At 42.0% G+C, this 23,133-nt stretch carries 17 protein-coding genes; 11 read left to right on the top strand and 6 right to left on the bottom strand.

All coding sequences use genetic code 11. From position 1 onward, the window contains the following. Nucleotides 1–94 precede the first annotated feature (94 nt). Both UQ64_RS30235 and UQ64_RS20265 read right to left on the bottom strand, forming a co-directional pair. Nucleotides 95–4,831: a LamG-like jellyroll fold domain-containing protein gene (locus tag UQ64_RS30235; protein WP_167348507.1), complete on the bottom strand. Its 4,737-nt coding sequence runs from the start codon at nt 4,829–4,831 to the stop codon at nt 95–97. Between the two features lie 461 nt (nt 4,832–5,292). Continuing rightward, complete coding sequence (locus UQ64_RS20265) at nt 5,293–6,198, bottom strand: ArsR/SmtB family transcription factor (protein ID WP_060625293.1); 906 nt, start codon at nt 6,196–6,198, stop codon at nt 5,293–5,295. Between the two features lie 275 nt (nt 6,199–6,473). On the opposite strand from UQ64_RS20265, the gene UQ64_RS20260 reads away from it, so the two are divergent. The 4 genes from UQ64_RS20260 (at nt 6,474) to UQ64_RS20245 (ending at nt 10,754) form a co-directional block, all read left to right on the top strand. Next, nucleotides 6,474–7,721 carry an extracellular solute-binding protein gene (locus UQ64_RS20260; protein WP_060625292.1) on the top strand — a complete coding sequence of 416 codons (1,248 nt, stop codon included), beginning with the start codon at nt 6,474–6,476 and terminating at the stop codon, nt 7,719–7,721. A 79-nt stretch (nt 7,722–7,800) separates the two neighbouring features. After that, nucleotides 7,801–8,679, top strand: a complete 879-nt coding sequence (locus tag UQ64_RS20255; protein ID WP_042186039.1) for a carbohydrate ABC transporter permease — start codon at nt 7,801–7,803, stop codon at nt 8,677–8,679. A gap of 54 nt (nt 8,680–8,733) precedes the next feature. Further along, nucleotides 8,734–9,645, top strand: a complete 912-nt coding sequence (locus UQ64_RS20250) for a carbohydrate ABC transporter permease (RefSeq protein WP_060625291.1) — start codon at nt 8,734–8,736, stop codon at nt 9,643–9,645. A gap of 104 nt (nt 9,646–9,749) precedes the next feature. Then, complete coding sequence (locus tag UQ64_RS20245; protein WP_082651221.1) at nt 9,750–10,754, top strand: glycoside hydrolase family 43 protein; 1,005 nt, start codon at nt 9,750–9,752, stop codon at nt 10,752–10,754. Between the two features lie 90 nt (nt 10,755–10,844). Here UQ64_RS20245 and UQ64_RS20240 read toward each other — a convergent pair whose 3' ends face one another. Then, the gene (locus UQ64_RS20240) at nt 10,845–11,657 is read right to left on the bottom strand and encodes an ABC transporter permease subunit (RefSeq protein ID WP_060625290.1); all 813 of its coding nucleotides are present in this window, start codon (nt 11,655–11,657) and stop codon (nt 10,845–10,847) included. Next, complete coding sequence (locus tag UQ64_RS20235) at nt 11,654–12,541, bottom strand: ABC transporter ATP-binding protein (protein ID WP_060625289.1); 888 nt, start codon at nt 12,539–12,541, stop codon at nt 11,654–11,656. The genes UQ64_RS20240 and UQ64_RS20235 overlap by 4 nt, the downstream gene beginning before the upstream one ends. Nucleotides 12,542–12,707: 166 nt before the next feature. Here UQ64_RS20235 and UQ64_RS20230 point away from each other — a divergent pair, with 166 nt between their 5' ends. Beyond that, nucleotides 12,708–13,307, top strand: a complete 600-nt coding sequence (locus UQ64_RS20230; protein ID WP_060625288.1) for a TetR/AcrR family transcriptional regulator — start codon at nt 12,708–12,710, stop codon at nt 13,305–13,307. Nucleotides 13,308–13,339: 32 nt separating this feature from the next. Here the strand turns inward: UQ64_RS20230 and UQ64_RS20225 are convergent, their stop codons facing one another. Further along, entirely contained in the window at nt 13,340–14,836 is a 1,497-nt protein-coding gene (locus UQ64_RS20225) for an amidase (RefSeq protein ID WP_060625287.1), read from the bottom strand. Nucleotides 14,837–15,050: 214 nt separating this feature from the next. Here UQ64_RS20225 and UQ64_RS20220 point away from each other — a divergent pair, with 214 nt between their 5' ends. Further along, nucleotides 15,051–15,518: a MarR family winged helix-turn-helix transcriptional regulator gene (locus UQ64_RS20220; RefSeq protein ID WP_060625286.1), complete on the top strand. Its 468-nt coding sequence runs from the start codon at nt 15,051–15,053 to the stop codon at nt 15,516–15,518. 73 nt (nt 15,519–15,591) lie between these two features. Here UQ64_RS20220 and UQ64_RS20215 read toward each other — a convergent pair whose 3' ends face one another. Then, nucleotides 15,592–17,223: an MDR family MFS transporter gene (locus tag UQ64_RS20215; RefSeq protein WP_060625285.1), complete on the bottom strand. Its 1,632-nt coding sequence runs from the start codon at nt 17,221–17,223 to the stop codon at nt 15,592–15,594. A 217-nt stretch (nt 17,224–17,440) separates the two neighbouring features. Between UQ64_RS20215 and UQ64_RS20210 the strand changes: the two genes are divergently transcribed. The 5 genes from UQ64_RS20210 to UQ64_RS20190 all read left to right on the top strand — a co-directional run bounded on the left by UQ64_RS20210 (nt 17,441) and on the right by UQ64_RS20190 (nt 22,600). Beyond that, entirely contained in the window at nt 17,441–17,962 is a 522-nt protein-coding gene (locus UQ64_RS20210) for a MarR family winged helix-turn-helix transcriptional regulator (protein ID WP_060625284.1), read from the top strand. Between the two features lie 148 nt (nt 17,963–18,110). Beyond that, a complete protein-coding gene (locus UQ64_RS20205; RefSeq protein WP_245238118.1) occupies nt 18,111–18,878 on the top strand; it encodes a metallophosphoesterase family protein in 768 nt (255 codons plus the stop codon). A 123-nt stretch (nt 18,879–19,001) separates the two neighbouring features. Beyond that, on the top strand, nt 19,002–20,039 hold the full coding sequence (locus tag UQ64_RS20200; RefSeq protein ID WP_060625283.1) for a helix-turn-helix domain-containing protein: 1,038 nt from the start codon (nt 19,002–19,004) through the stop codon (nt 20,037–20,039). Between the two features lie 3 nt (nt 20,040–20,042). Further along, nucleotides 20,043–21,305 (top strand): FAD-dependent oxidoreductase, encoded by a 1,263-nt coding sequence (locus tag UQ64_RS20195; protein WP_060625282.1) that lies wholly within the window; start codon nt 20,043–20,045, stop codon nt 21,303–21,305. A gap of 377 nt (nt 21,306–21,682) precedes the next feature. Then, complete coding sequence (locus UQ64_RS20190) at nt 21,683–22,600, top strand: DUF5692 family protein (protein WP_060625281.1); 918 nt, start codon at nt 21,683–21,685, stop codon at nt 22,598–22,600. The last annotated feature ends 533 nt before the right edge of the window (nt 22,601–23,133 follow it).

The following is a 23,133-nucleotide window of genomic DNA, read 5'->3' as shown; positions in this document are numbered from 1 at the left end:
GAGAAGTTTTCTAAACGTCTTTCACATGGAGAGCATGATTCGAGAAAAAAAGAACGGAGCCGAGGCTCCGCTCTCTTTCCAAATGTTGATTCTCTTAATTTACAATCGAGTTATATTCGGTCAGTATTTCGTCTGATTTGAGTGCTCTGCTGAAAATCTTCAGTTCATCAATCATTCCCTTAAAAGGTACGTCCCAATAGTTTACGCCTAGAGCGAACACACCATTCTTGTTCTTAAACACATTCGGGAAGCCCTCACCAGAGAATTGCTCAACTCCATCGAGGAATACCTTCACGGTACCGTTGTTGACCGTAAACGCTACATAAGTCCATTTATTTTCTGGTATCTTCATAGCGGAAACAGCATCATACCATGCCTCGCCAGACCATAGCAGTGTTTTACCTCCGCCGTTCTGTGGAACGAAGCTAATCCAGCTGTTTATCGAAGCAGCACCGAAGAAAGTTGTCGTTGCATCAGTAAGCTGCTCAGGATTTAACCACATAGATATAGTATAGGTATTGCTGTCAATTAATCCATTAGGTAACCGGATACCGGAAACACCGTTAAATATAGCGGCTTGATCAGTGATACCGTTTCCGTAAGTGATGTTACCTACAGTTGGAGCCTCGATTTTTATCCCCGTAATCTGGCCAGTACCTACCAATTGGAGGGAGTCATCAAGGTTTCCATTAAAAGCATAATAGGCTACTTTTCCATCCGTAACTTTTACCTTATAGTCTGCTGAAACACCACTACCATCAGTCGCAGTGGCAGTAATCACTGCTTCGCCACCTACCGTTAGTGCTGTTACGGTTCCGGTTGTAGCATCAACAGAAACGGCGCTAGGATCACTGGAACTCCAAGTTAGTTTTTTATTTCCGGCATTGGTAGGCATTATTTTTACTTGAGGAGTAAAGGTATTCCCCACAGCCACATCCATTTCAGCATCACTGATGGTTATCGTACTTACTTTAACATTGCTGTCAGGCTGACCGTGTACTAGCAAGTCTACAGCTTCTGCAGAAAGTGCATTTTCGTAGATACGCAGATTATCGATCAATCCTTTGTATGGGATATCCCAATAGTTTACACCTAAGGAGAATACCGCATCCTCGCTGTCAAAAACATCCGTAAATCCTTTTCCTGTGTACTTCAATTCTCCATTAACATACAGTTTCACAGCTCCAGCATCGTAAGTGAAAGCTATATGCGACCATTGGTTAACTGGAATCTGCATGCCTGCTTCTGCATCGTGGAAGGTTTGGCTACCAAACCACATCCGGGTTGTAGCTCCACCGTTTCCATAAGGCAATAGGCTAATCCAATTCGTATCTGTTGTAGCACCAAAGAAGGCAGTGGTGAATGGAGACAATTCTTGTGGGTTAAGCCACATGCCTATTGTGTAGGTGTTGCCTTTAATCAAACTATTTGGCAGGCGAATACCTGAGTTACCGTCGAATTTAGCTGCAAGACCAACTTCACCTGTCTCATAGGTGATGTTCCCACCAGTATTGTTAATCCGATTGCCGGTAATTGTACCCTTATCAGTACGATCTCCGTTCTCTGAAAGATCTCCTTCAAAATCATACGCTGCCACCAAACCGTCTTCCAGTATATTTCCAGTCAGTTCCATTACAACGATAGTAAAGGTCTTAGTTGCAGTAGACTCACCCAGCGCAATCGTAGCAGTAAGTTCAATCGTTGCGTTTCCGAGTCCTTTTTCAGGACGAACTACTGAACCATTGTTTCCAACCACGGCTTCATTGGAAGATGACCATGTAATTACTGTTCCTCTTACAGCTTCAGTTGGGAGCGTAAGATCTTTGTATACCTTACTTGTGTTGCCCAGACTTAAATTATCTTTAACATTGGATACAATTTGATCAGTGCTCAGCAGTTCAATTTGGCTACCCCAGACAGTAACACCTTTATTGGACATGGCTGTGAAAGTCATAACATTGCTCTGGCGGGAAGAATCCCATTGCTTCACGAATACACCTTTGTAGAGATTTTGTACGTTAGCTCCGTTTTCAGTTTCATTGAGAAGTAGGTCTGCATAATACTCTTCTTTTAGCTCCCAAGTACCGGTTACGGATCCTGTAATGGTTCCATCACTGCGCAGTTCGATATCTGTTGTTGATTTGACTTTAGCGGAAGTATCTTTCCCGTGATTCACAAACTGATAGGCTCCAACAACATTTTCCTGCTTAACAGCTGTGATAGTTTCACCTGTGTAACGATGAGGTGAAGTGACTGGCCATCCGTCTTCATTCGTGAACATTTGATGCACACGAAGCTCATGTGTTTCACCGCGTTGCGGGAAACGAGTATGGAAGAAGTTGAAGATTTTACCGGTCTCTTCGTCGTAATTCACTGAATTATGACCTGATGCTACATAGCCGTAGGTTTGCAAGTCAGGGTCACTATTCAGATTCGTGAACATGAAGTTTCCGAGTACTTTGTTGCCGATCGCTGAATGATCATTGCTCGTTTCCAGCACTGCGCTTTGTCCGGCAGCATCCACATAAGGGCCATCCGGATTCGCTGAACGGAATTGACGCATGTTGTAACCACCGTCGGACGCTAGTCCTCCATAAGTTACATACAAGAAGTAGTAACCTGTATTTTTGTCGTAAACGATATACGGACCTTCACCCGATTTGGTCATACCGCCAGAAATATGGGTACCGAAATACCGGTCGATTAAACGTCCATCAGCGGTCGTTCCATCTTTACCCGGATATTTAGGCTCGCCGGTAGCTGGATCGATTTCTAGAATAAATATGCCGCCTGACCATGATCCATAAGTCATCCACAGCTTGCCATCTTTATCGTAGAACAAGGTAGGGTCAATTGCGTTTGTATATGTTTTGTTCTTATAAGAACCACCTGCGTCAAACCAATCGGGGTTGACGCCTTCTAATGTTCCGTTATCAATAAGTTTCTGAATATTAGTGTTTATCCATTTTTTATTGATCTTGCTGTTAGTATCGTAATCTTCTTCCTTGGTGAAACCGGAATAAATTACGGTATTTCCGTAGGTGTAAGGACCTTCAATATTTTGCGAAGTGGCAAAACCAATCGCTGAGCGGATGTAAGTGGAAGAAGCACTGTAATACATCATATAAGCGCCAGTGGTTCCGTCCGCATTCTTATAATCCTCATTCCAGAAAACGTCTGGAGCCCATATGGAGAATCCGCCTTTACTGTCAGAATCGTTCTCTCCAGCCCATTCAAAGGATTCTGCCAGATTGGCGGAAAGATCACCAAAGAGTACGTTGCCCGGTGTTGTATAACCATTTGTGAAATGAGTCCAGTTCAGCAGATCGTCCGATTTGGCCGCATCGATATGGGACCCAAACACGTAATACGTTCCTTTGTCTACAGCCACCGACGGATCATGTACAGAAACATTGGTGAGTGCTGGTGCCGTAACTGACGGACCCGGCGTAGTAGTAGGAGTCGGTATAGCCGTTGGAACTGGTGTAACAACAGCGCCGTCGTCCGATCCGGCAGAACCTGAACCTCCAGAACCAGACGTTACCGTAGCTGTCGGAGTAGGTGTTTCAAATTTGATTTGGTGACTATATTTACTGTCAAAGCCAACCTTCCCAGTGCCTTGGATAGTAATCATATCGTTTATGCCAAGGATAAGATTCTTGATTGCTGCACCTGCATCTACACGCAGCTTGGCTAATTGGTTCATTCTAACTTCAGTAATATTGCCTGCAGCTAGATGTAGTGTAGGCACTCCTGACGCTTGAACCTCTGCAGAATCAAAGTTTCCTCTCAGCCTGATGATTGAATCGTTCGGGAGCGTATTCTCGATAACAACCCGACCGAAGCCTGCTCCTGTCAAAGAAATATCTTCCTCAAGTGTTACACCGGAATGTACACGTACGTTTGGTACGGCACTCGTTCCTTTAGTAACGACGCGGAATTTCCCATTATACTTATCTACGATCATGTCGGCTGCATTAGAGTTGCTAAGTATGATACTATTTTCGCCGCCGCCAGATACGTATACTGTTCCTTTAACGGTGACGTTATTCAGCGTAATATCGCCTTCTGCAATACCTTCGGTAAGGTACAGGTTTCCGGAGATGGTGGAGTTGTTCAACGCAACACCCGGGCTACTAATAACCATATTCCGAGTAGTGATACCTGTATAACTCCCACTCTTAGAAGTGATTTCCCCGGCTAACTTCTCAATCATGCGCAGTGCTTCTGCTCTTGTTACTGCTTTTTCACCTTTAAAGCTGCCGTCACTATAGCCATTCAAATAACCGTCACCAAATAAAGATAATACGGCTTCTTGGCTCCATGAAGGTAAAGCTTCAACGTCTTTTGGTGCAGAGGTATTTGCAGAAGAATTAAGCTGGAATAGTCTATGCAGCATAACCGCGGCTTCTTGACGACTTACTACCTGTGTTGGTCGGAAAGTGCCGTCGCTATATCCTGATACATATCCTGCAGCCGAAGCTTTCTGTATATCGCTGTAATAAGCGCCTGACTCCAATACATCCGTGAAGGCAATTTCTGATTTTCCCTGCAAATTAAAGACCCGATTGATCAATGTGACCCATTCAGCACGGGTGATCTCTTGATTCGGTTTGTAAACTCCATTTCCATACCCTGAAATCAAGCCCTTATCCACCCAGGATTGAAAATCTTTCTGTGCCCAGTGGCCCGAATAATCGACAGCCTGTTGTTGCGTGGATAGTGCGATTGTTTTGGAATCGCTTGCAGAAGCCGCTGAAATAAAAGGTGCAGGTACTAGCAGCGTGAGTGCAAGAAGTGAAGCGGTTAGTCTACGAGTTGTTTTCCTCAAATTCATGATCCTCCGATTCTATTGATTAGAGATTGCGGCGGTACAAAAAATGTAAAACGCTTACAATAGAACTACTAAAAAAACGTTTTTCACAAATGGGAATGGATTTGTTTTATATTTATACAAACCATAATGTGGAAAACGGTTTATGTTGATCTCATTTTAAGCATGATATTAGCATATAGTCAAATAGAAATTTAGGAAATAATAAATCTATTTATGTTTTTATTAACAAAAGGGAGTTGGATTTGGATAGCAGATTAAAAGTACTGGAGATTACCACTGGAGTTGTGGAAAGTGAAATAAGGTGGGGGATGAGGGCGATAAGAGATGGATAGGAGAAAGTGATAACTGGTTCATATCACATTACAGATAGGGGGGAGCTAAGGAAGAATAAATACTAATTAGTTGTTCGCCCCCATGAAAGAACCAACCTTGATACATGTATATACTAGAAGATTTTAAAGGTAATACATTTTGAACATGATATCTTGATCATGATTTCCGAATTTTTTTCCGAAAATTGTTGCGCCTCCAACATGTTTTGCATCTTCCTTCACTTCAATCCGAAAGGTCCATCGGTCACAGGTCGTATCTAAATCCTCGATCGAAACGGAAGACATAGGGTCACCGTCAATGTATGTTCCATTGTGATTAGTGATTCTAATCGTTTTTAGTAATCCATACTGGTTAATATTGTGCGGCCACCATTCAGGTGTGAATTTACCCCTTGCATCAGCGAAATCCCCCGGGCTTGTCCAAGTACCTAATTCCAAACCATTCAAGGAAAAGGTGATGTCTGAAGGCCATACGTCATTGGCAAATGGAAATTCGGAAGAAAGCTCTAAGCTAATTTCAAATTGCTGTAGGGTTTCATCTTTTTTTAGGAAATTGGCAATATTGTATTGAACATAACCTTGGGTAAACCATAGGATCTCTGCATCGACTCTTTTAGAATCCATGAAATACTTAGGTTCGTCTACTCTACCAATGAACTCTTTTTCTGTGGCAAGTCCGCATGTAGGCTTCAGATCATAATCCGTATAATGACCAATCGGCACCGAAGTCTCATAGGAGGCAAAGGAATGAAAGATTTTCTTAGGGAAGTTAATCTCAATATGATCGACTCTAAGAATTGAAATTTTTTGCATTCCTGATTTACCAGGAACTTTTTCTGTTTTTATGATTCCTGCGTCTTCTAACTTTTTAATGTGTTTTGTTACGATGGGACTGCTTATTTTAAGTTCTTCTGCCAAATCTTTGATGTTCATCTTATTTTTGGAGAGCAACTGAATGATTTTTATTCTTACTTCACTGGCCAAGGCTTCGTAAACAATGAGAGAGGACTTGTCTATTTCCAATTGCATTTTATCCACTTCTTTCAAAGTAATTTCATATACTGTAAAGTTTATTAATCTCTATATAAAGTAACACGAAAGGTAACTGAAGTAAATAATATATCGATTTCACATCCACTTAATGAACCAAAAGGTTAATTAAGTTTCAAAAAAATCTATTAAGTTTATTTAAAAGTTATTGACTACGCTTTCAAAGCGACTGTATACTAATCTTAAGTTAATCGTTTCCAACAAAGTTAACGTGAATGATTATCTTAACATTACAGCTGCAGGGGGAGAGAGTAATGAAAAAGAAATTCGGAGTAGTATTAGCAACGGTTATGATGTTAACGACAGTGTTAGCAGGATGTGGTGGTAAAGATGATAGTAGTAAGACGATTACGTTCTGGACACCACTGACCGGTGATGATGGTGCTTATATGGATCAAATCGTTAAAGACTACAATGCAACGAATCCAGAGATTAAAGTGAAGCACGTTATTACAGCTGATATGTACACAAAAATTTCTACCGTTTTGGCTTCCAGCAAAGGTGTTCCTGATTTAGCAATTATCCACGCTGACCGTGTTCCTGGGTTTGTTAAGCAAGGTGTCTTAGAATCAATGCAAGATACCGTATTGCCAGCACAACCTGAACTAAAAGCTGAGAATTACTTACCACAAGCTTGGAACACTGGTAATATCGACGGAACACAATACACAGTACCTCTTGATATCCACAGTAACGTAATGTATTACAATAAAGATTTGCTCAAGAAATATAATGCTGAATCTTTCTTGGATGATAACGTTGTTACGATTGATGAAATGCTTTCCTTACAAGGTAAATTGGATGAAGGCGACTATGTAGTTAATGATGCCTTGCTCGGATGGGTTATTCTGGCTCAAATTCAAAACTTGGGTGGAGATATTCAGGCAGATGGCAAACCGGCTGTTAACTCCCCAGTATTTAAACAAGCCTTTGAAGACGTTAAGAAAATTGCTGATGCTGGCTTGATGACTCCATTTGGTGAAGACGGTTACTTGATGTTCCAATCCCAAAACGTACTCTTCTCCACAGACGGAACTTGGAGTTCTACAGCACATGCTGGAGTTGAAGGCTTGAACTTTGGTGTGACTAACATTTATTCTCCAACCGCTGATAAATTCACGAATAGATCCTCTTCTCACTTGTTCGCTATGCTCAAGAACGACAAGAGAACAGACGAAAAAGAAGTGGGTATTGCTAACTTCTTGGAATATGTACGTACAAACTCAATGGAATGGGCCAAAGCTGGTCAAAACGTAGCAAGTAACGTAGTTAACCAAAGTCCGGAATACCAAAGTTACATGCAATCCTTCTTTACTTCTAATGAAAAAGAAATTGAATCCCTTTACATTTACACATATGAGTACTATCCATACATTGCAGAAGCAGTAGATACTTATTGCGCAGATATCGTCCGCGGTAACGTTGATCTAGATGAAACCTTGGCAACCATGCAGAAGTTCGTAGAAGATAAGATCGCAGAAAGCAGCAGTGCAGCGAAATAAAGCGAAATAGAATAGATTGTACGAAGTAATGTGCCATCAAGTGGTGCATTACTTTGTGTAAAAGGAGAAATGAATTCCTATGAAAAAGAAAATAAATTGGGCACCTGCCTTCTTTGTAGGTCCGCATGTCATTTTGTTTGCTGTCTTCATTTTACTGCCAACGATTTATGGGATTTATGCTTCCTTTACAAAGTGGAATCTAATGAGTGACCCGGTATGGGTCGGTTTTGATAATTATAAGGCGATTCTTTTTGATGGCAAATCAACGTTTCATACTCAATTTTTCAGAGGTCTGAAAAATACGTTGATCTTTGTAGGTCTCTCTGTTCCATTATTAATAGTTATCCCATTAATGGTTGCTGTTGCACTAGAACATAAAAAAGTTAAAATGAAGAGCTTAATTCAATCTATTCTCTATATTCCGGGCTTGATTTCGATTTCTGCGGCCGCGCTAATCTGGCTTTTGATCTTTAATAAACAACTGGGGATCACGGGAAATCTGTTTGGATCACAAATTGCTTGGCCTGCAAATCAGCCGTATGCGTGGATTATTATCATTGTAATCACACTATGGGGTGGGATTGGGGGCAACATGATTATTTATCGTGCTTCCTTAAGCGGAGTTGCGCAAGAGTTATATGAATCAGCCGAGCTTGATGGTGCGGGTTCAATTAAAAGATTCACAAGTATCACCTTGCCATCTATTCGTTTTCCATTAATTTATACCTTTGTTATGACAACTGCGGGTGCCTTCAATGTATTCGGCCAACCGTTAATGATGACCGATGGCGGGCCTCGACAAAGTACACACGTCCTCATGATGTATATTCGTCAATTAGCTTTCGGTAATGGTGAATCCATCGCAGGGATGGCATCCGCTATGGCAGTGTTATTGGGGTTAGTGATCTTGGTAATCTCAGCACTGCAATATTATGTAATGAACCGAAATGCTACTTAGGGTTCTCTGAAACTAATTGATTAACAAGGAAATGGAAAAGGTAGGTGTACCAAAATGTCAAATCAGGCGGTAAATGGCCTAGATAATCGTCCAGTTGTAAATAGACCAGGCAAAGTAAAAGGATCCTCCAATATCAGCATTTCAAAATATGTATCCTATACATTTCTAATTATTCTTTGTGTAATTTGGATCATTCCTGTTATATTCGGAATTTCTACGTCTTTTAGATCACAAACGGAAGTGGTTTCCTCGGGTTTTAGACTATTTCCTGAAACATGGGTCTTTGAGAACTATGTTACGATTCTGAACAATACTTCTACAGCTCCGATTCTGCGTTGGTTAGGCAATTCATTGTTTATCGCGACATCCCACACTATTCTGGTGGTTATTGTGATTTCGATTACAGGCTTTGGTTATACTCGTATTAACTTTAAAGGAAGGGACACACTGTTCTTTACTTTGTTAGGGATTTCCTTCTTCCCCGGAGTTGTTAACTTGATTCCTTCTTATAAAATTATTGATTCCTTTGGTTGGGTGAATACTTCCTGGGCAATGATCATTCCTGGTCTTGCGGGTATGGGGAATATCTTCTTGGTCAGACAGTTTATGAACGGTATCCCAAAAGAATTAGATGAGTCTGCAAAAGTTGATGGTGCTAGTGATTTTAGAATTTTTGCGCAAATTATATTACCGTTAGTGAAGCCGATTTTGATTGTTTGTGGATTGTTCTCCTTTACGGGATCTTGGAATGACTTCCTCTGGCCGGTTATCGTATACACAGATGTAGACAAAATGCCGGTTACAGCTGGTTTGCTCTTGCTACAAGATATCTATGGAAACTATCGTATGATCGGACAATTAATGGGGTCGGCGATCTTGGCGATCATTCCAACCTTACTGCTATTTATATTTGCTCAAAAATACTTCGTTCAATCTATTAACTTGAATTCAGGTATTAAAGGGTAGATCAAATGAACATAAACTTAAATACACCTTGCCTTCTTACAAGGAAGGGTGTGTTTTGGTCACCCATAAAATTAAAAATAAAGAGAGATATAGGAGTTGTCATCATGAGAGAATTCAAAGCGAAAAATCCACTTATTGAGCAAAGAGCAGATCCATGGATTTATAAACATACTGATGGTTATTATTATTTCATAGCTTCGGTTCCGGAGTTTGATAGAATCGAGCTTCGCCGTTCTGAATCCATTCAGGGATTAGCAGAGGCTGAGGGCAAGACGATTTGGGTTAAGCATGAAACTGGCTTAATGAGCGCCAATATTTGGGCGCCTGAGATTCACTATATTGGTGGGAAATGGTACGTGTATTTTGCAGCTGCACATACCTCCGATACGAAAGATGGCTTGTTTGATCATCGTATGTTTGCCATAGAAAATTCATCCGTAAATCCTTTGGAAGGTGAGTGGGTGGAAAAGGGCCAAATCAAAACGAAATGGGAATCCTTTGCCTTGGATGCAACCACTTTTGAACACAGAGGGGTCAGATACTACGTTTGGGCACAAAAGGATCCTGATGTTCCTGGTAATTCTAATATGTATATCTCTGAAATGGAGAATCCTTGGACATTAAAAGGAGAGCAGGTGTGCATCACCACGCCTGAATATGAATGGGAAAAAATCGGATTCTTGGTGAATGAGGGTGCGGCGGTTCTTAAGCGCAATGGACGTATTTTCATGACTTTCTCGGCAAGTGCAACAGATCATAACTACTGTATGGGATTGTTAACCGCTGATGAGAATAGTGATTTAATGGATCCGAAATCATGGGTCAAAACACCAGAACCCGTGTTTACGACTTCTGAAGAAAACGGTCAATATGGTCCGGGACATAATAGCTTTACAGTCTCAGAGGATGGCACACAGGATATCCTAGTGTTCCATGCCAGAAGCTATAAGGAGATTGTAGGAGACCCATTATATGATCCTAATCGTCACGCGCGTGTGCAAGTGATCCAGTGGAATGAAGATGGAACGCCAAACTTTGGTGTCCCTAGACCGGATACGAATCACAAGCATAAACGCCTTCGGCGTCTAAATTCTTATATTTTAAAATAATGCTTCTCTAGTGTGAAGGAGCTTATTATATTCTTCTATTTATTAAAGGGGACGCTTCAGTAGCCACATGCTATTGGAGCGCCTCTTTTCTTATAATGGAAGATCCCGTCGTCTGAACAGTTCGATCCCTATGGCAAAAGCGAGAATACCGATCAACAGTAACCAACTAGAAACCTGAACAATTTCCACGTTTCCTTGAACGATTTTGCCAGGCTGATAGAAGGAGAATAAGGTTAGGTAACGTAACCCCTCCAGTTTATCGCTTATTTTACCGAGCAGATCTAGAGTGAAGAATCCAAAAGTGATAGCGCCGGAAATTCCAAGCGCTTTTTTCTCATCATTACATACCGAAGATATAAGAAAAGTAAGTCCCCCAACGGCAAAGAACAATAAAAAGGCCACGGTATTCAATTGAACAAATCGGCCACTGTTAAATTCAAATTCACTGCCGAGAAACCATGCTTTGCCTAATAATCCTGCTAGTGTGGTTACACCCATAATCAGGAGCAAAGCTGTTGTGAGTACAAGCGCCTGCGTGGTAGCTACTTTTCTCCGCGTAGTTGGTGCTATGAGCAGATAAGCCATAGAGCCACGATCCACGAGTCGAGCCATGAGCTGCGTTGACATTTGTACACATACAATGGATAGAATCAGTACCAGAATAAGCCCGTAATATTCCCCTGAGATAAAAGCTTCAGCACTGGTGAATCCGCTATTTAACCCAAAAGCTTTACCCACACCTTCCGGCATAGCTTTAATGAGGTCATCAATGGCTTGTGTACTTCCGGCGATCCCTGGATATAGCCAGATCATAAACAGAATATAGAAGGCAGAACCGAAGGCGTAATTCATAATGCCTTTGAGGTTCACCCTCATCATTTCTTTATAGAGTGGAAGATTCATTGCACGGCCCCCTCACGGTCATAATAGTCCATGAAAATGTCCTCTAGATTCTGCGTGAACACATCCATACTGCGGATATTATATTTACCGGTCTCCTGAATGAATCGATCGTAATTGCCTTGAACGGCAATGCGGACCATATTCCCTTCATGAGCTTCCACTTGTAGACCGGAGGCGGCAAATTGTTCTGCATCTTCGCGATTCGCGAAAACAACCTCAAACAGCTTCCGCTGCATCGATTGCAATTCGTGGATATTTTTCACAGTGATGATACGTCCGTCTTTAATGATTGCAGCTCGGTCACAGGTACGCTCAATTTCTTGAAAGCTGTGAGAGGACATTAGAAATGTGGTTCCGGCTGCTTTTTCCTCTAATACGAGATCTATAAATACCTTTTGCATAAGCGGGTCGAGTCCCGAGGTGGGTTCATCCAGAATAATAACTTCAGGATTGTGCATAAAAGCTGCGACAATACCGACTTTTTGCTTCATTCCCTTTGACATTTTGCGGATCGGAGTTGCGGCGTCAAATTGCAGTCTTTCAATCAGGTGGTCGCGTTTGGTAGTGTTCCTCATCCCTTGCATACCAGACATGAACTTAAGGAAGGAGATGCCCGTCATCCCGTCAAAAAAGTTGATTTCACCGGGTAGATAGCCGATATGCTTCTGGACTGTGCCTTGTGCTTTCCATACATCGAGTCCATGAATGCTCGCATATCCTTGATCCGGCAACATAAATCCCATGATATGTCTTATGGTCGTAGATTTACCCGCGCCATTAGGTCCCAGAAACCCAAATACCTCACCTTTATTAACGGTAAACGTAACATCTTCGATTCCTTTGCCATTCGAAAAACGTTTGGTTAAGCCTTCAACTACAAGCATGCCGCCACCCCCACTGCAAAATAATGAACTATTACTAATTGGATATTTCATATGTTATATTATTCCTAGTGAATAACGAAGTCAATCTAATTATGAAATAATTAATCCTAAATATTTCATTAAATTTAAATGAGCGCTCTATATAATGAAGTTAAGGGTGGATAGCATGAACGGATTTGAGAAAAGAGCAGCACAGAAAAAACTTAAAATTATGAAGACTACTATGGAGATGCTCAAGAGCTGGGAACCCAAACGTCTCCGGATCGCAGACATCGCGAAAGAAGCAGGGGTCTCACAGGTAACGATTTATAATTATTTTGGCAGTAAGGAGGCACTGCTTAGTGAGTCCTTTAAGGACTTTATAGAGAAGGCCATTCGTGAATTTGAAGATTACATTCATGGAGCGCATTCTCTAAAAGAGATCATTGAATACATTATGACGATGGAGAGAGAAACCTACAGTTCATTGTCTCCCGTGACTGTAAAGGAGCTCATGATTGAGGACCAGGAAATGTTTCATTATATTGAAGAACGGTATACGAACGACGTTTTACCATTGATGGTCAAGATGGTGGAGGATGGAAAAGCGCGAGGAGAAATTTCAAATAAAGTGTCCACCAAAGGGATACTTTCATTTATAGGAATGTATATGCGAAGTTCAGGAGAAATGCTGGATGAAGCCAGCAAACAAGAAGATATAGATGCTTTCCTTGAGGAAGCCATCCATCTCTTCTTCTATGGCATTTGCGGGCGTGAGCAGGAGTAGCGTAAGGTTTGCAACCTGTTCCCTCTAATTCATCATGGAAAGAGCGGATTCCCTGTCATCCCTACCCACAGCTCGGATTGTTCAAGATGGGCTGCAAGCTGAAGCAGTAAATCTTCCCGGCCTTTAGCAGCCATTACCTGTACCCCCATCGGCAGACCCTCTCGCGACAGATGGACGGGAACGCTCATAGCTGGCTGACCCGTCAAATTGGCGAGCTGGGTGAACGGTGTGTAGGTTAGGCTTGGTTTAAACATAGCGTAAATCATTCGCTCTTGTTCCTCTTTCGGCAACTCATGTACATGCAGCAATTTTTCGATTTCAGCAGAGCTATGCGTTAACTCGCCAATCTTAGGAGCTGAATCTGCATTTGTTGGTGTGATATACAGATCGTAGCGGTTAAGCAGACCTGCCATTTGAGCGGCTGCAATATCCCATTCATCCAGACTATGCACAAATTCTGCCGCAGAGACTTTTCTTCCGGCTTCCCCAAGGACCCAAGTAACGATATCGACTTCACTGGAAGAAATGGAACGTCCCATCATTTTTTCCAGCGATACGAACATCGCTGCCACTTCCCCGGTATTCATCGTATAGTAATTCTCCATCAGCCTTACACCATTTACTGGACTCAGCTTTTCTTCAACTTCATACCCCTCAGCTTCGAGCCATTTCACAGTCTTGAGCACAGCAATTACTGCTTCATTCGTTACAGGAGTACCTACTGGAGATGCTGTTGTGAACGCTATGCGTAGTTTTCGCTGTGTTGGCTTGAATAGATCATCCAGATAGACGCCCGGATATAGCGGTGTTTGAAAAGCAGCCTCTGGCTGCACAACCTGTAGTAGATCCAGCATAGCCGCACTATCACGTACGGACCTTGTCAATGCAAAATCAATAGAAGCTCCTTGCCATTGACGGCCTACACCTGGTCCTACTGGGGTGCGTCCACGGGTTGGCTTCAGTCCGAACAAGCCGGTGAAGGAGGCAGGGATACGGATCGAGCCGCCGCCATCACTAGCTCCCGCTGCCGGAACAATACCAGAAGCTACCGCAGCTGCTGCGCCACCACTCGAACCTCCAGGGGAATATTCGGGATTCCACGGATTACGTGCCGGGCCGTGAATGACGTTCTCGGTTATATTTTTGAGGCCGAATTCTGGCGTATTCGTATGTCCAAGCGGAATAAAACCGCTGTTTCTGATTCGTGCTACGTAGTTCGAGTCGCGTCTAGCAATATTGTCTTTCATTAGCATGGCACCCGAAGTAAGCGGTTCTCCAGCGATAGCTTGGGAGATATCCTTGAGCAGAAAAGGAACGCCAGCAAACGGGCGAGAGCTATCATGAACAGGCATTTCGTCAGCTTCCTTAAGAGCAGCTTCTCTACGAGTGCGTACAACCGCATTAAGGACTGGATTGACTTCATCTAGCCGAGCGAAGGCGGCTTCGATAAGCTCACGAGGGGAGACTTCACGTGCTTTGACAAGCGAAGCAAGCCCTAGAGCATCATATGTAGAATAAGAAAAGGACATGATAGGTAACCTCTTTCGAATAGGCAGGAACTGCCTGTATTTTAAATATAACGATTTAACAGTTATCGTCGGTAAAGGACGACAAAGCCCATTCTTCTTATCTCATTATACATCTCGCTAGTAATGATTTGAAAATAGAGCTGACATCTATCAATTCTTTTTTATGCCCGATTAGGCTATACTTAGTATTAAATGGATCTTATGGGGTGTACTAATGAACGAAGATAAATATCAGAATGTGGATGGACTAAGGGAAGCTTTTCAGCAATTTTCCAGGATGAACTGGCGTAAAACTACGGTCTGGGGATTGAAGCCTAGTGAGGTTCGGATGTTGGTCTCTTTAAAGCTTGGCAAGGAACGGGAAGGGAAGAAGGGCCAGACGGTTTCAGATATCAGCAAGTTTCTTAAAGTCACTTCTCCTACGGTTACACAGATGGTCAATAGCCTGATTGCACAGGGATATGTAGTACGTTCTGCCGATGCTCAGGATCGCCGAATCAGTGAGATCACGCTTACGGAAAAAGGAGAGCATTTGGCCGAAATGGCCGTGACGAAATCCCGAAATACCTTTAAAGGTATGATTGATTATATGGGCAAAGATAAGACAGATTCGTTAATGGAGCTGTTAAACGAAGTCTATGATTATTTCGAAGAATTGAACGATCAACCAACCGAATCCTAATCCTTCACATAAAAAAGAGATGCCGCACAGCCTAAGCTGTTTACGGACATCTCTAATGTATATTTATTTGTGATTAATGTGCAGCAGGTACAGACTTTTCAAGGTTTTTGCTTTCGCTTTTCCCCTCTGCAGTTACCTCTATTTTTTTCTCGCCACTTCGTAATGGAATCTCTTTAAGGAACAGGACAAGCAGTGCTGCGACTACTAACAGTGCCGTGCCGCTTAAGAATACAACCGTCAAGGAATCGCTTAGTGCGTTCCGCAGCATCTCAATCAATTGATTGAAGAGCGGCTGGATCTGCTCTGGCAGCGTTGCGTGCAGTTCCTTCAGTTTAGGCTGATCTAGCAGCATTTGCGGGTTCATAAATGCGGAAAGCTGCTTAGCGGATTCAGGGTCAAGTTTGGTTAAATCCGGACTCTTGCCAGAGGATACCACTGCCTCTAGTTTATTCGTTAATGAAGTGTTCATGATGGTACCCATAATAGCGATACCGATGGTTCCACCTAAATTACGGAACAAAGTATTTGTAGCAGTAGCAACTCCTAGCATGGAAGGAGCTACAGCATTTTGCACGGTTAAGGTAAATACAGGCATCGATAGTCCTAAACCAATCCCGAAGACAATCATGCTGACTACTGCCATAGCTATGTTGCTCATAAAGGCCATTATGATCATGGCTACAACCATAAATGGCATACCCATCAGTGCATAACGCTTGTATTTACCTGATTTGGAGATCCATCTTCCCACAAGCGTACTAAGTACAATCATTGCTAATGACATCGGCATATTAATGAATCCGGAGTTGGTCGGGGAGACACCTTCTACACCTTGGACAAAGAATGGCAGATAGATCATTGCGCCCATCATACCGGCATTCATCAGGAAGCCGACAACCATAGAGATGGTTACGATGGAATTCTTAAATAAGGATAATGGCAATACTGGACTTTTAGCTTTTCGTTCAATCAGAATCAGAATAATAACTCCGAGAATAGATGCCCCGAACAAGCTGAGAATCTCTGGTGAACCCCATTCATATTTTGTACCCGCCCATGAAAAGCCGAGCAAGAGGGCAACAATGGTAAGGGAAAGGAAAATGGAACCTAAGTAGTCAATGGATTCTGAGGTGGAGCGTGCAGTTTTAGGGAACATTTTCCAAATCATAAAGAAAGCCACGATACCGAAAGGCAAGAAGATCCAGAAGATCCATTTCCAAGCCATGTGATCCACCATGAAGCCTCCAAGGGTAGGACCAATTACGCTAGAGAATCCAAATATGGCCATCATAATTCCAGTCCACTTGGCTCTCTCTCTAGGAGCGAACAAATCACCTACGGCAGTTACGGTAGCCGACATTAGAATCCCGCCGCCAAGACCTTGAATCCCGCGATAAGTGATCATTTGGAAAATATCTGTCGACAATCCGGACAGGAAAGCACCTATAATAAAAATAACGATCCCCGCTAAGAGGAATGGCTTTCTTCCATAGATATCGGATAATTTACCGACAAGTACGGTAGCGATTGTAGAGGTGAGCATATAGATGGTGATTACCCAAGTATAATGTTCAATGCCTCCTAACATTGCAATAATTCGGGGCATTGCAGTACCCACAATGGTCTGGTTGATTGCTGCGAAAAACATAGCCGCCATTAAAGCAATCATAATTGTAACTTTTTTCTTTTGCGTGAGATGCTCCAGAGCTGTTCCTCTCCTTTAACTTCTATATATTGTAGTTTGGGAATTCACGTCTTAATAATTAGGTAGCCAAACTATCATTTATGTATAATACACAAATTCATCATTTAGCACAACTGTTTAATTATTTAATTTTTATGGAAACAGAATGTGATTTGGACTTGATTTTTTGGAAATAGGTAAGTAATCTAATTAGATTGAGTTAAATTGGAGGTGCCCTATGGATACTCAAAATAGCCAAGAGCAAAAGCTAATCATAGCCTTTGAGAATATTAAACGTTTGACCTCTCGTCCGTCCTCGAAGGAGGCTATTTCGTATAGAGAATTTATGATGATGTATGTCATAAACAATTTAATGAAGCGAAAGAAGCTTTCAGACGAAGTTGAAGAGCAGCAGGGAGTCATGATTTCCAGATTAAGCGACTTGCTCCAAATTAGCAGACCTACTGCGACACAAATGGTTAATAGTTTGGAGGAGAAGGGTTACGTGGTGCGAACAACGTCCGATACCGATCGGCGGGTTGTATATATTGGTCTGACGAATAAAGGGGAGAAGATTTATGATTCCCAGATGGCTACTTTTTCAGGTATTCTAAGTGAAGTTACGGAAAAAGTAGGTAAGAAAGAGATCGACCAGTTGATTTTTCTGTGTGATCGTTTTCAAGAAGCGGTGCATGAAGTCAGAAGCCGCCAGCTTTTTACTCAATCGGATGAAGATCCGCTCGTTATGGATTCCGTATAGCGAACATAACCAAAAGATATTTCGGTGCCTTTGGCCGGAACGTCTTTTTTTTAATTATAAGAAAGTATAAGTTTCACGATATACTTTATCCTTATAATTCTCGCATAAACGCTCACCGTCCTTTAAAGGACGCCGAAGGCGTTTTAGCTTGCAGCATCCAGAGCAAGGAGGAATTACAATCAGAATACTAGCGATTAGCGACATTCACGGAAGCTATTCCGAATTCAACGCATTGTTAAAAAAGGTAAACTATCGTCCATCCGAGGACAAGCTTATCCTGATGGGAGATTATGTGGATAGAGGTCCCAATAGTAAAGGGATTGTGGATCAAGTCATGACTCTGAAGCGGGAATGGGGCGTCACAGTTCTAAAAGGCAATCATGATAAAATGGCCTATGATGCGCTCACCAGCGAATTTGATAAACTGGATACCCATTGGCTTAGCAACGGCGGATTGTATACATTGATGAGCTATTGTGAGGCAGATTCGGTCTTTTTTAATAAGGATTTTGGCTGGAACGATTATATGTTACTGAAAGAAGAGATTAGACAGAAATACAAGCATCATTTGGATTTTCTAAGTTCATTGCCACTTTATCATGAGACAGAAGAGCATATCTTTGTCCACGCAGGGATTAATCCATTAATAGAGGATTGGAAGCGGCAGGAGCCGTACGATTTCATTTGGATCAGAGAATCATTTTATACGAATCCGGTAGTTAGTACTAACAAAACGGTTATTTTCGGTCATACCTCGACGATGGATCTACATGATTCTGAAGAAATCTGGTTTAGTCCGCAGGGGGATAAGATTGGTGTAGATGGTGGATGCGCATATGGTCAACGTCTGAACTGCTTGGAGATTTCTGGAGGGGAATACATCACACATTTTGTTCGGAATGGGAAGAAGCCTTGAGCGGTCTCTCTTTTTTATATAGATCTTCTTACATAAGTCATGAAATGAACTTAAGAAATTGTAGAATAGCACTGATTTAAATGCCAACTATGTATAAAATAAAGAGAGTAGGGGGTGTCATAGGTGAATGCAAACAACAAATATCATATCCTCATGCAAGGGACCATCAGCAATAATGTGAGCGAAACCTGCAAGGAGTTTGGCATATCCCGGACGATCTATTATCAGTGGTGTAAAGCTTACCAAGAGCAGGGGATGGATGGACTGGCAGAGAAGGAACGAAAGCCGGTAATGCCTAATAAAGTGGATAAACGAACGGAAAGATTGATCTTACAATACGTTGCTAAATTCCCAGAGGATGGGCCTAAGCGTATCTTTTATGAACTGCAAGATGAGGGTGTGAACATAGGGGAGTCAGGGATTTATAATGTGCTGCGTCGAAATGGACTTAGCAAGAGACTAGAGCGTGAGGCTTACGCCAAAGAAGTCAAAGCGAAGAAGAGGAACGGCGCGCAAGCGGCTAACAGCAGAGGGTGTAAAGAGAAACCAAAACCTCTGGACTATAAGATGAAGAATCCGGAAAATGCTCATCCCGGGTATATGTGCCAACAGAGTATTAGCTATATGGGAGTGTTCCCAAGGGTAGGAAAGGTGTATCAATATGCGGTCTACGATGCCTATTCCAGATTAGGCTTAGTTAAGCTTTATAATCGGAAGTCCGCCATTCATTTTATCGATTTTATGGATTTGAAGGTCATCCCATTGATGAAGACCTTAGAATTCCAAATTAATAATCTGGTTACGAACAAGAGTCGTGAATTTACTACAAACTGGGATAGAGGTAAACATAAATACAGCGATTTTTTACATAAGAATAACATAAATCAAGTAGCTATAACTGCAGATCAGACAGAAGTGTTTCAGCCCTTACAGCAATTTGTAGCGGTGTTGACGAAAGAATTTTACCAGCAGGCTTGGTTGGATGCCTCGATAGATTCCTTTGAGATACTGGAAAAGCGCTTACACGAATATTTGAGGCTCTATAATTTCAACAGGGTAATCACAGACGGACCTAATCAAGGTAAAATACCATCAGATGTTGCACTTGAGTATACGGGTCAGCGTGAGACCTTGCCATTATGGTTATTTACAAGGAGATAACAGATGATGACTAATATGAAGCATGAAGACAGGATAGGGATCATCGGTGCAGGAATTTCTGGGGTTACCGCTGCCTACCAACTAGCGAAAAAAGGATATACCCATATTACTCTCCTTGAGAAGTCAGACCGTGTAGGTGGCAAGTGCCACTCCATTGAATACAAAGGGAAAACTTATGAAATGGGGACACTGATTGGCTTGCCAACCTATAAACATACGATAGAACTTATGAGAGAGTTTGATCTTATGGATAAGGGACCACTATTGGAACGAGGTTTTTTTGATACAAATGGGCGGAAGACTTCTCAAATTCCCATGGACCAGATCCAGGTGTTTACACAAGAATTCAAACGGTTGCCAGATATTTTGAAACGTTATAAGTCACTACAAGAACCGGGTTTTCTCCACTTACCAGCAGATCTATGTCAGCCTTTTTCAGAATGGTGTACGGAGAATGAGCTAACTGTTATTGGGCAGGTGTATATGCATTACTTCAATACCTTTGGTTTTGGGAGTATTCAAGATGTGCCGGCAGCTTATGTGTTGAAATTTCTTACTTATGATAATTTATTATCCTTTATTGAGATCACACACATGATAACCTGGCCTAAGGGAGTCACTGAACTCATTAGAAGAATGGCCGACCAAGTAGAGGATCTGCGTCTGACTTGTGAAGTGCTACATATAGAGCAAGAGATAAACAGTCAGGTGCGTGTGGAAACAAGCCAGGATATTTTTTATTTTGACAAGGTTATTTATACAGCTTCCTTAGAGCATCTGGGCGATATGATTCACTTATCTTCGGTAGACAGAGCATTGTTTGAGGGCATAATCTATGAACGATTTCGGGTATATGCCTACAGAGTGAAGGGGTTACCGGAGCTTTCTGGATATATCCCCTGCAATATGAATCCTGAACGCAAGGGACATATGATGGCATGGTATTACAGGTGGGCAGATATGGGAACAACGGATCTAGTTACGGTTTATGTAGCGGAGAATGATGAGATGACAGATCTAGAGATGCGGGAAAAGGTAGAAAATAAACTTCGCGAGCTTGGCGGCGAGAACATCCGTCTGTATATGATGAAGCGCTGGAAGCAGTTCCCCCATGTGGATTCTAATGCGATCCGGGAAGGTTTTTATGAACGGCTTGATCAGATGCAGGGAAGAGATAAGATCTATTATGCTGGAGAAATCATGAATTTTCCCACACTGGAGAACTGTATCGTATATTCGAAATACTTGGTTGAAAGATTCTTTTAAAAATATGTGAGTAGTAAGCCTTGTCCACAAAGAAATTTGTCGACAAGGTTTTTTTTACATTGCATAAAGTATATATTTTGGGCCCCCCGCAAAGTACCTGAGTAAGAATTGAAGCAAAACTCCACTTTGCGGGGATATTTTACGTTCGAGTTAGGTTTACAGTGTGTAGTTCTGTAGACATATTTCCCAAAGGATTCCCTTAGTTCGGGTAGGTCCTTTGATGAATTCCAGTCCTATTGATGTGTAAACTCAACTCCAAATGAGACTATGAAAACCTTGATATATCAAGGTTTTGAGTGGTTTGATCGTTCGAAGTGGGATGGGATATATTGGACTCAAGACATAGCTTATATACAAATATGAAGGAGGAATACATTATGTTTTTATTCGAATCGATTCCCTGGTACTCTGCTCTAATGTGGTTAGTGGTACTTGCAGGATTAATGATTTTCAACGAAATAGCTCGAAAGAGCAAGTGGTTTTCAATCATTCTGTTTATAATTGTCCCTATAGTTCTTACCGTAGCGGTTTGGCCAAATACGGCAGGCGAAGGCTCCAGTACTGGAACATGGTTTCACTGGGTAAAAGTATATTCTGCCTTGGCAGGATGTTTAGGGTTCATGGCTATCCGTTATGTTAAAGGTTGGGACAAGAACAAATATATATTAATGTTCCCGGCTATTATCCTTGCAGTTAACATTCTTGAAGCAGTTATCCGTGATTTCCAAGTGTACAGTTTGCAAGGTATGGTAGATGGCGTAATGATGGTTGGTGGTCCTTGGAACATTATGAACGGGATCGCAGGTATTCTGAACATTATTACGATTTCTGGTTGGATGGGTATTGTTATTAGTAAAGACAAGAGTAAGGATATGTTGTGGCCGGACCAGCTTTGGTTCTGGATCATTGCTTATGATATTTGGAACTTTGCCTATGTATATAACGCAGTTTCTGACCATTCCTTCTATGCAGGCGCAGCTCTTCTGATCTCTTGTACCATTCCAGCGTTCTTCTTCAAAAAAGGAGCATGGCTACAGCACCGTGCACAAACCTTGGCGATTTGGATGATGTTTACGATGTCTTTCCCAGCGTTTGTTGGCGATTCAAAGTTCTCCGTACAATCTACTCACAGCGAAACGGCACTTTGGGTTGTAAGTGCATTATCTTTAGCAGCTAATATTGCAGTGTTTGTCTATCACTTCTATAAAATTATCAAACATAAACGCAATCCACTTAAAGTGGAAGTATATACAGATTTAGCACCTTATAAGGCGATTGCCGAGAGTGCGAAATAATAGAAAGCTTAATAGCTTCTTTAAGAATCCGCGCCTAGCGCGGTTTTTTTTATGGAATAGAATTTATAAAATTTCGAGATTGCGGAGAAATGTGAAACGAATTTATGGGAGGGCCCATATTCAACTGGTGGCCATGGGGAGCCCTGTTTTTAATTAAGCACACGCCTCTTTGGGATGTATAACGGGCCGAGCGGACCTTATAGCCTTCGAAATGCATGTTTTAGTCGAGCTTACGGTCAAATGTATGCGAAAAACTGAACACAATGTGCTGATGGTAACGTAAGCGAGCCAAATGTATGCGAAAAACCGAATACAATGTGCCGCCAGTAACGTAAACGAGCCAAATGTATGCGAAAAACCGAATACAATGTGCCGACGGTAACGTAAACGAGCCAAATGTATGCGAAAAACCAAATACAATGTGCCGACGGTAACGTAAACGAGCCAAATGTATGCGAAAAACCGAATACAATGTGCTGCCAGTAACGTAAGCGAGCCAAATGTATGCGAAAAACCGAATACAATGTGCCGAC

The sequence above is a fragment of the Paenibacillus etheri genome, from assembly GCF_001012825.1.
In the GTDB taxonomy this organism is placed as follows: Bacteria; Bacillota; Bacilli; order Paenibacillales; family Paenibacillaceae; genus Paenibacillus_AQ; species Paenibacillus_AQ etheri.
Note: the sequence above shows the minus strand (reverse complement) of the source record. Positions and strands in the feature narration are given on the sequence as shown.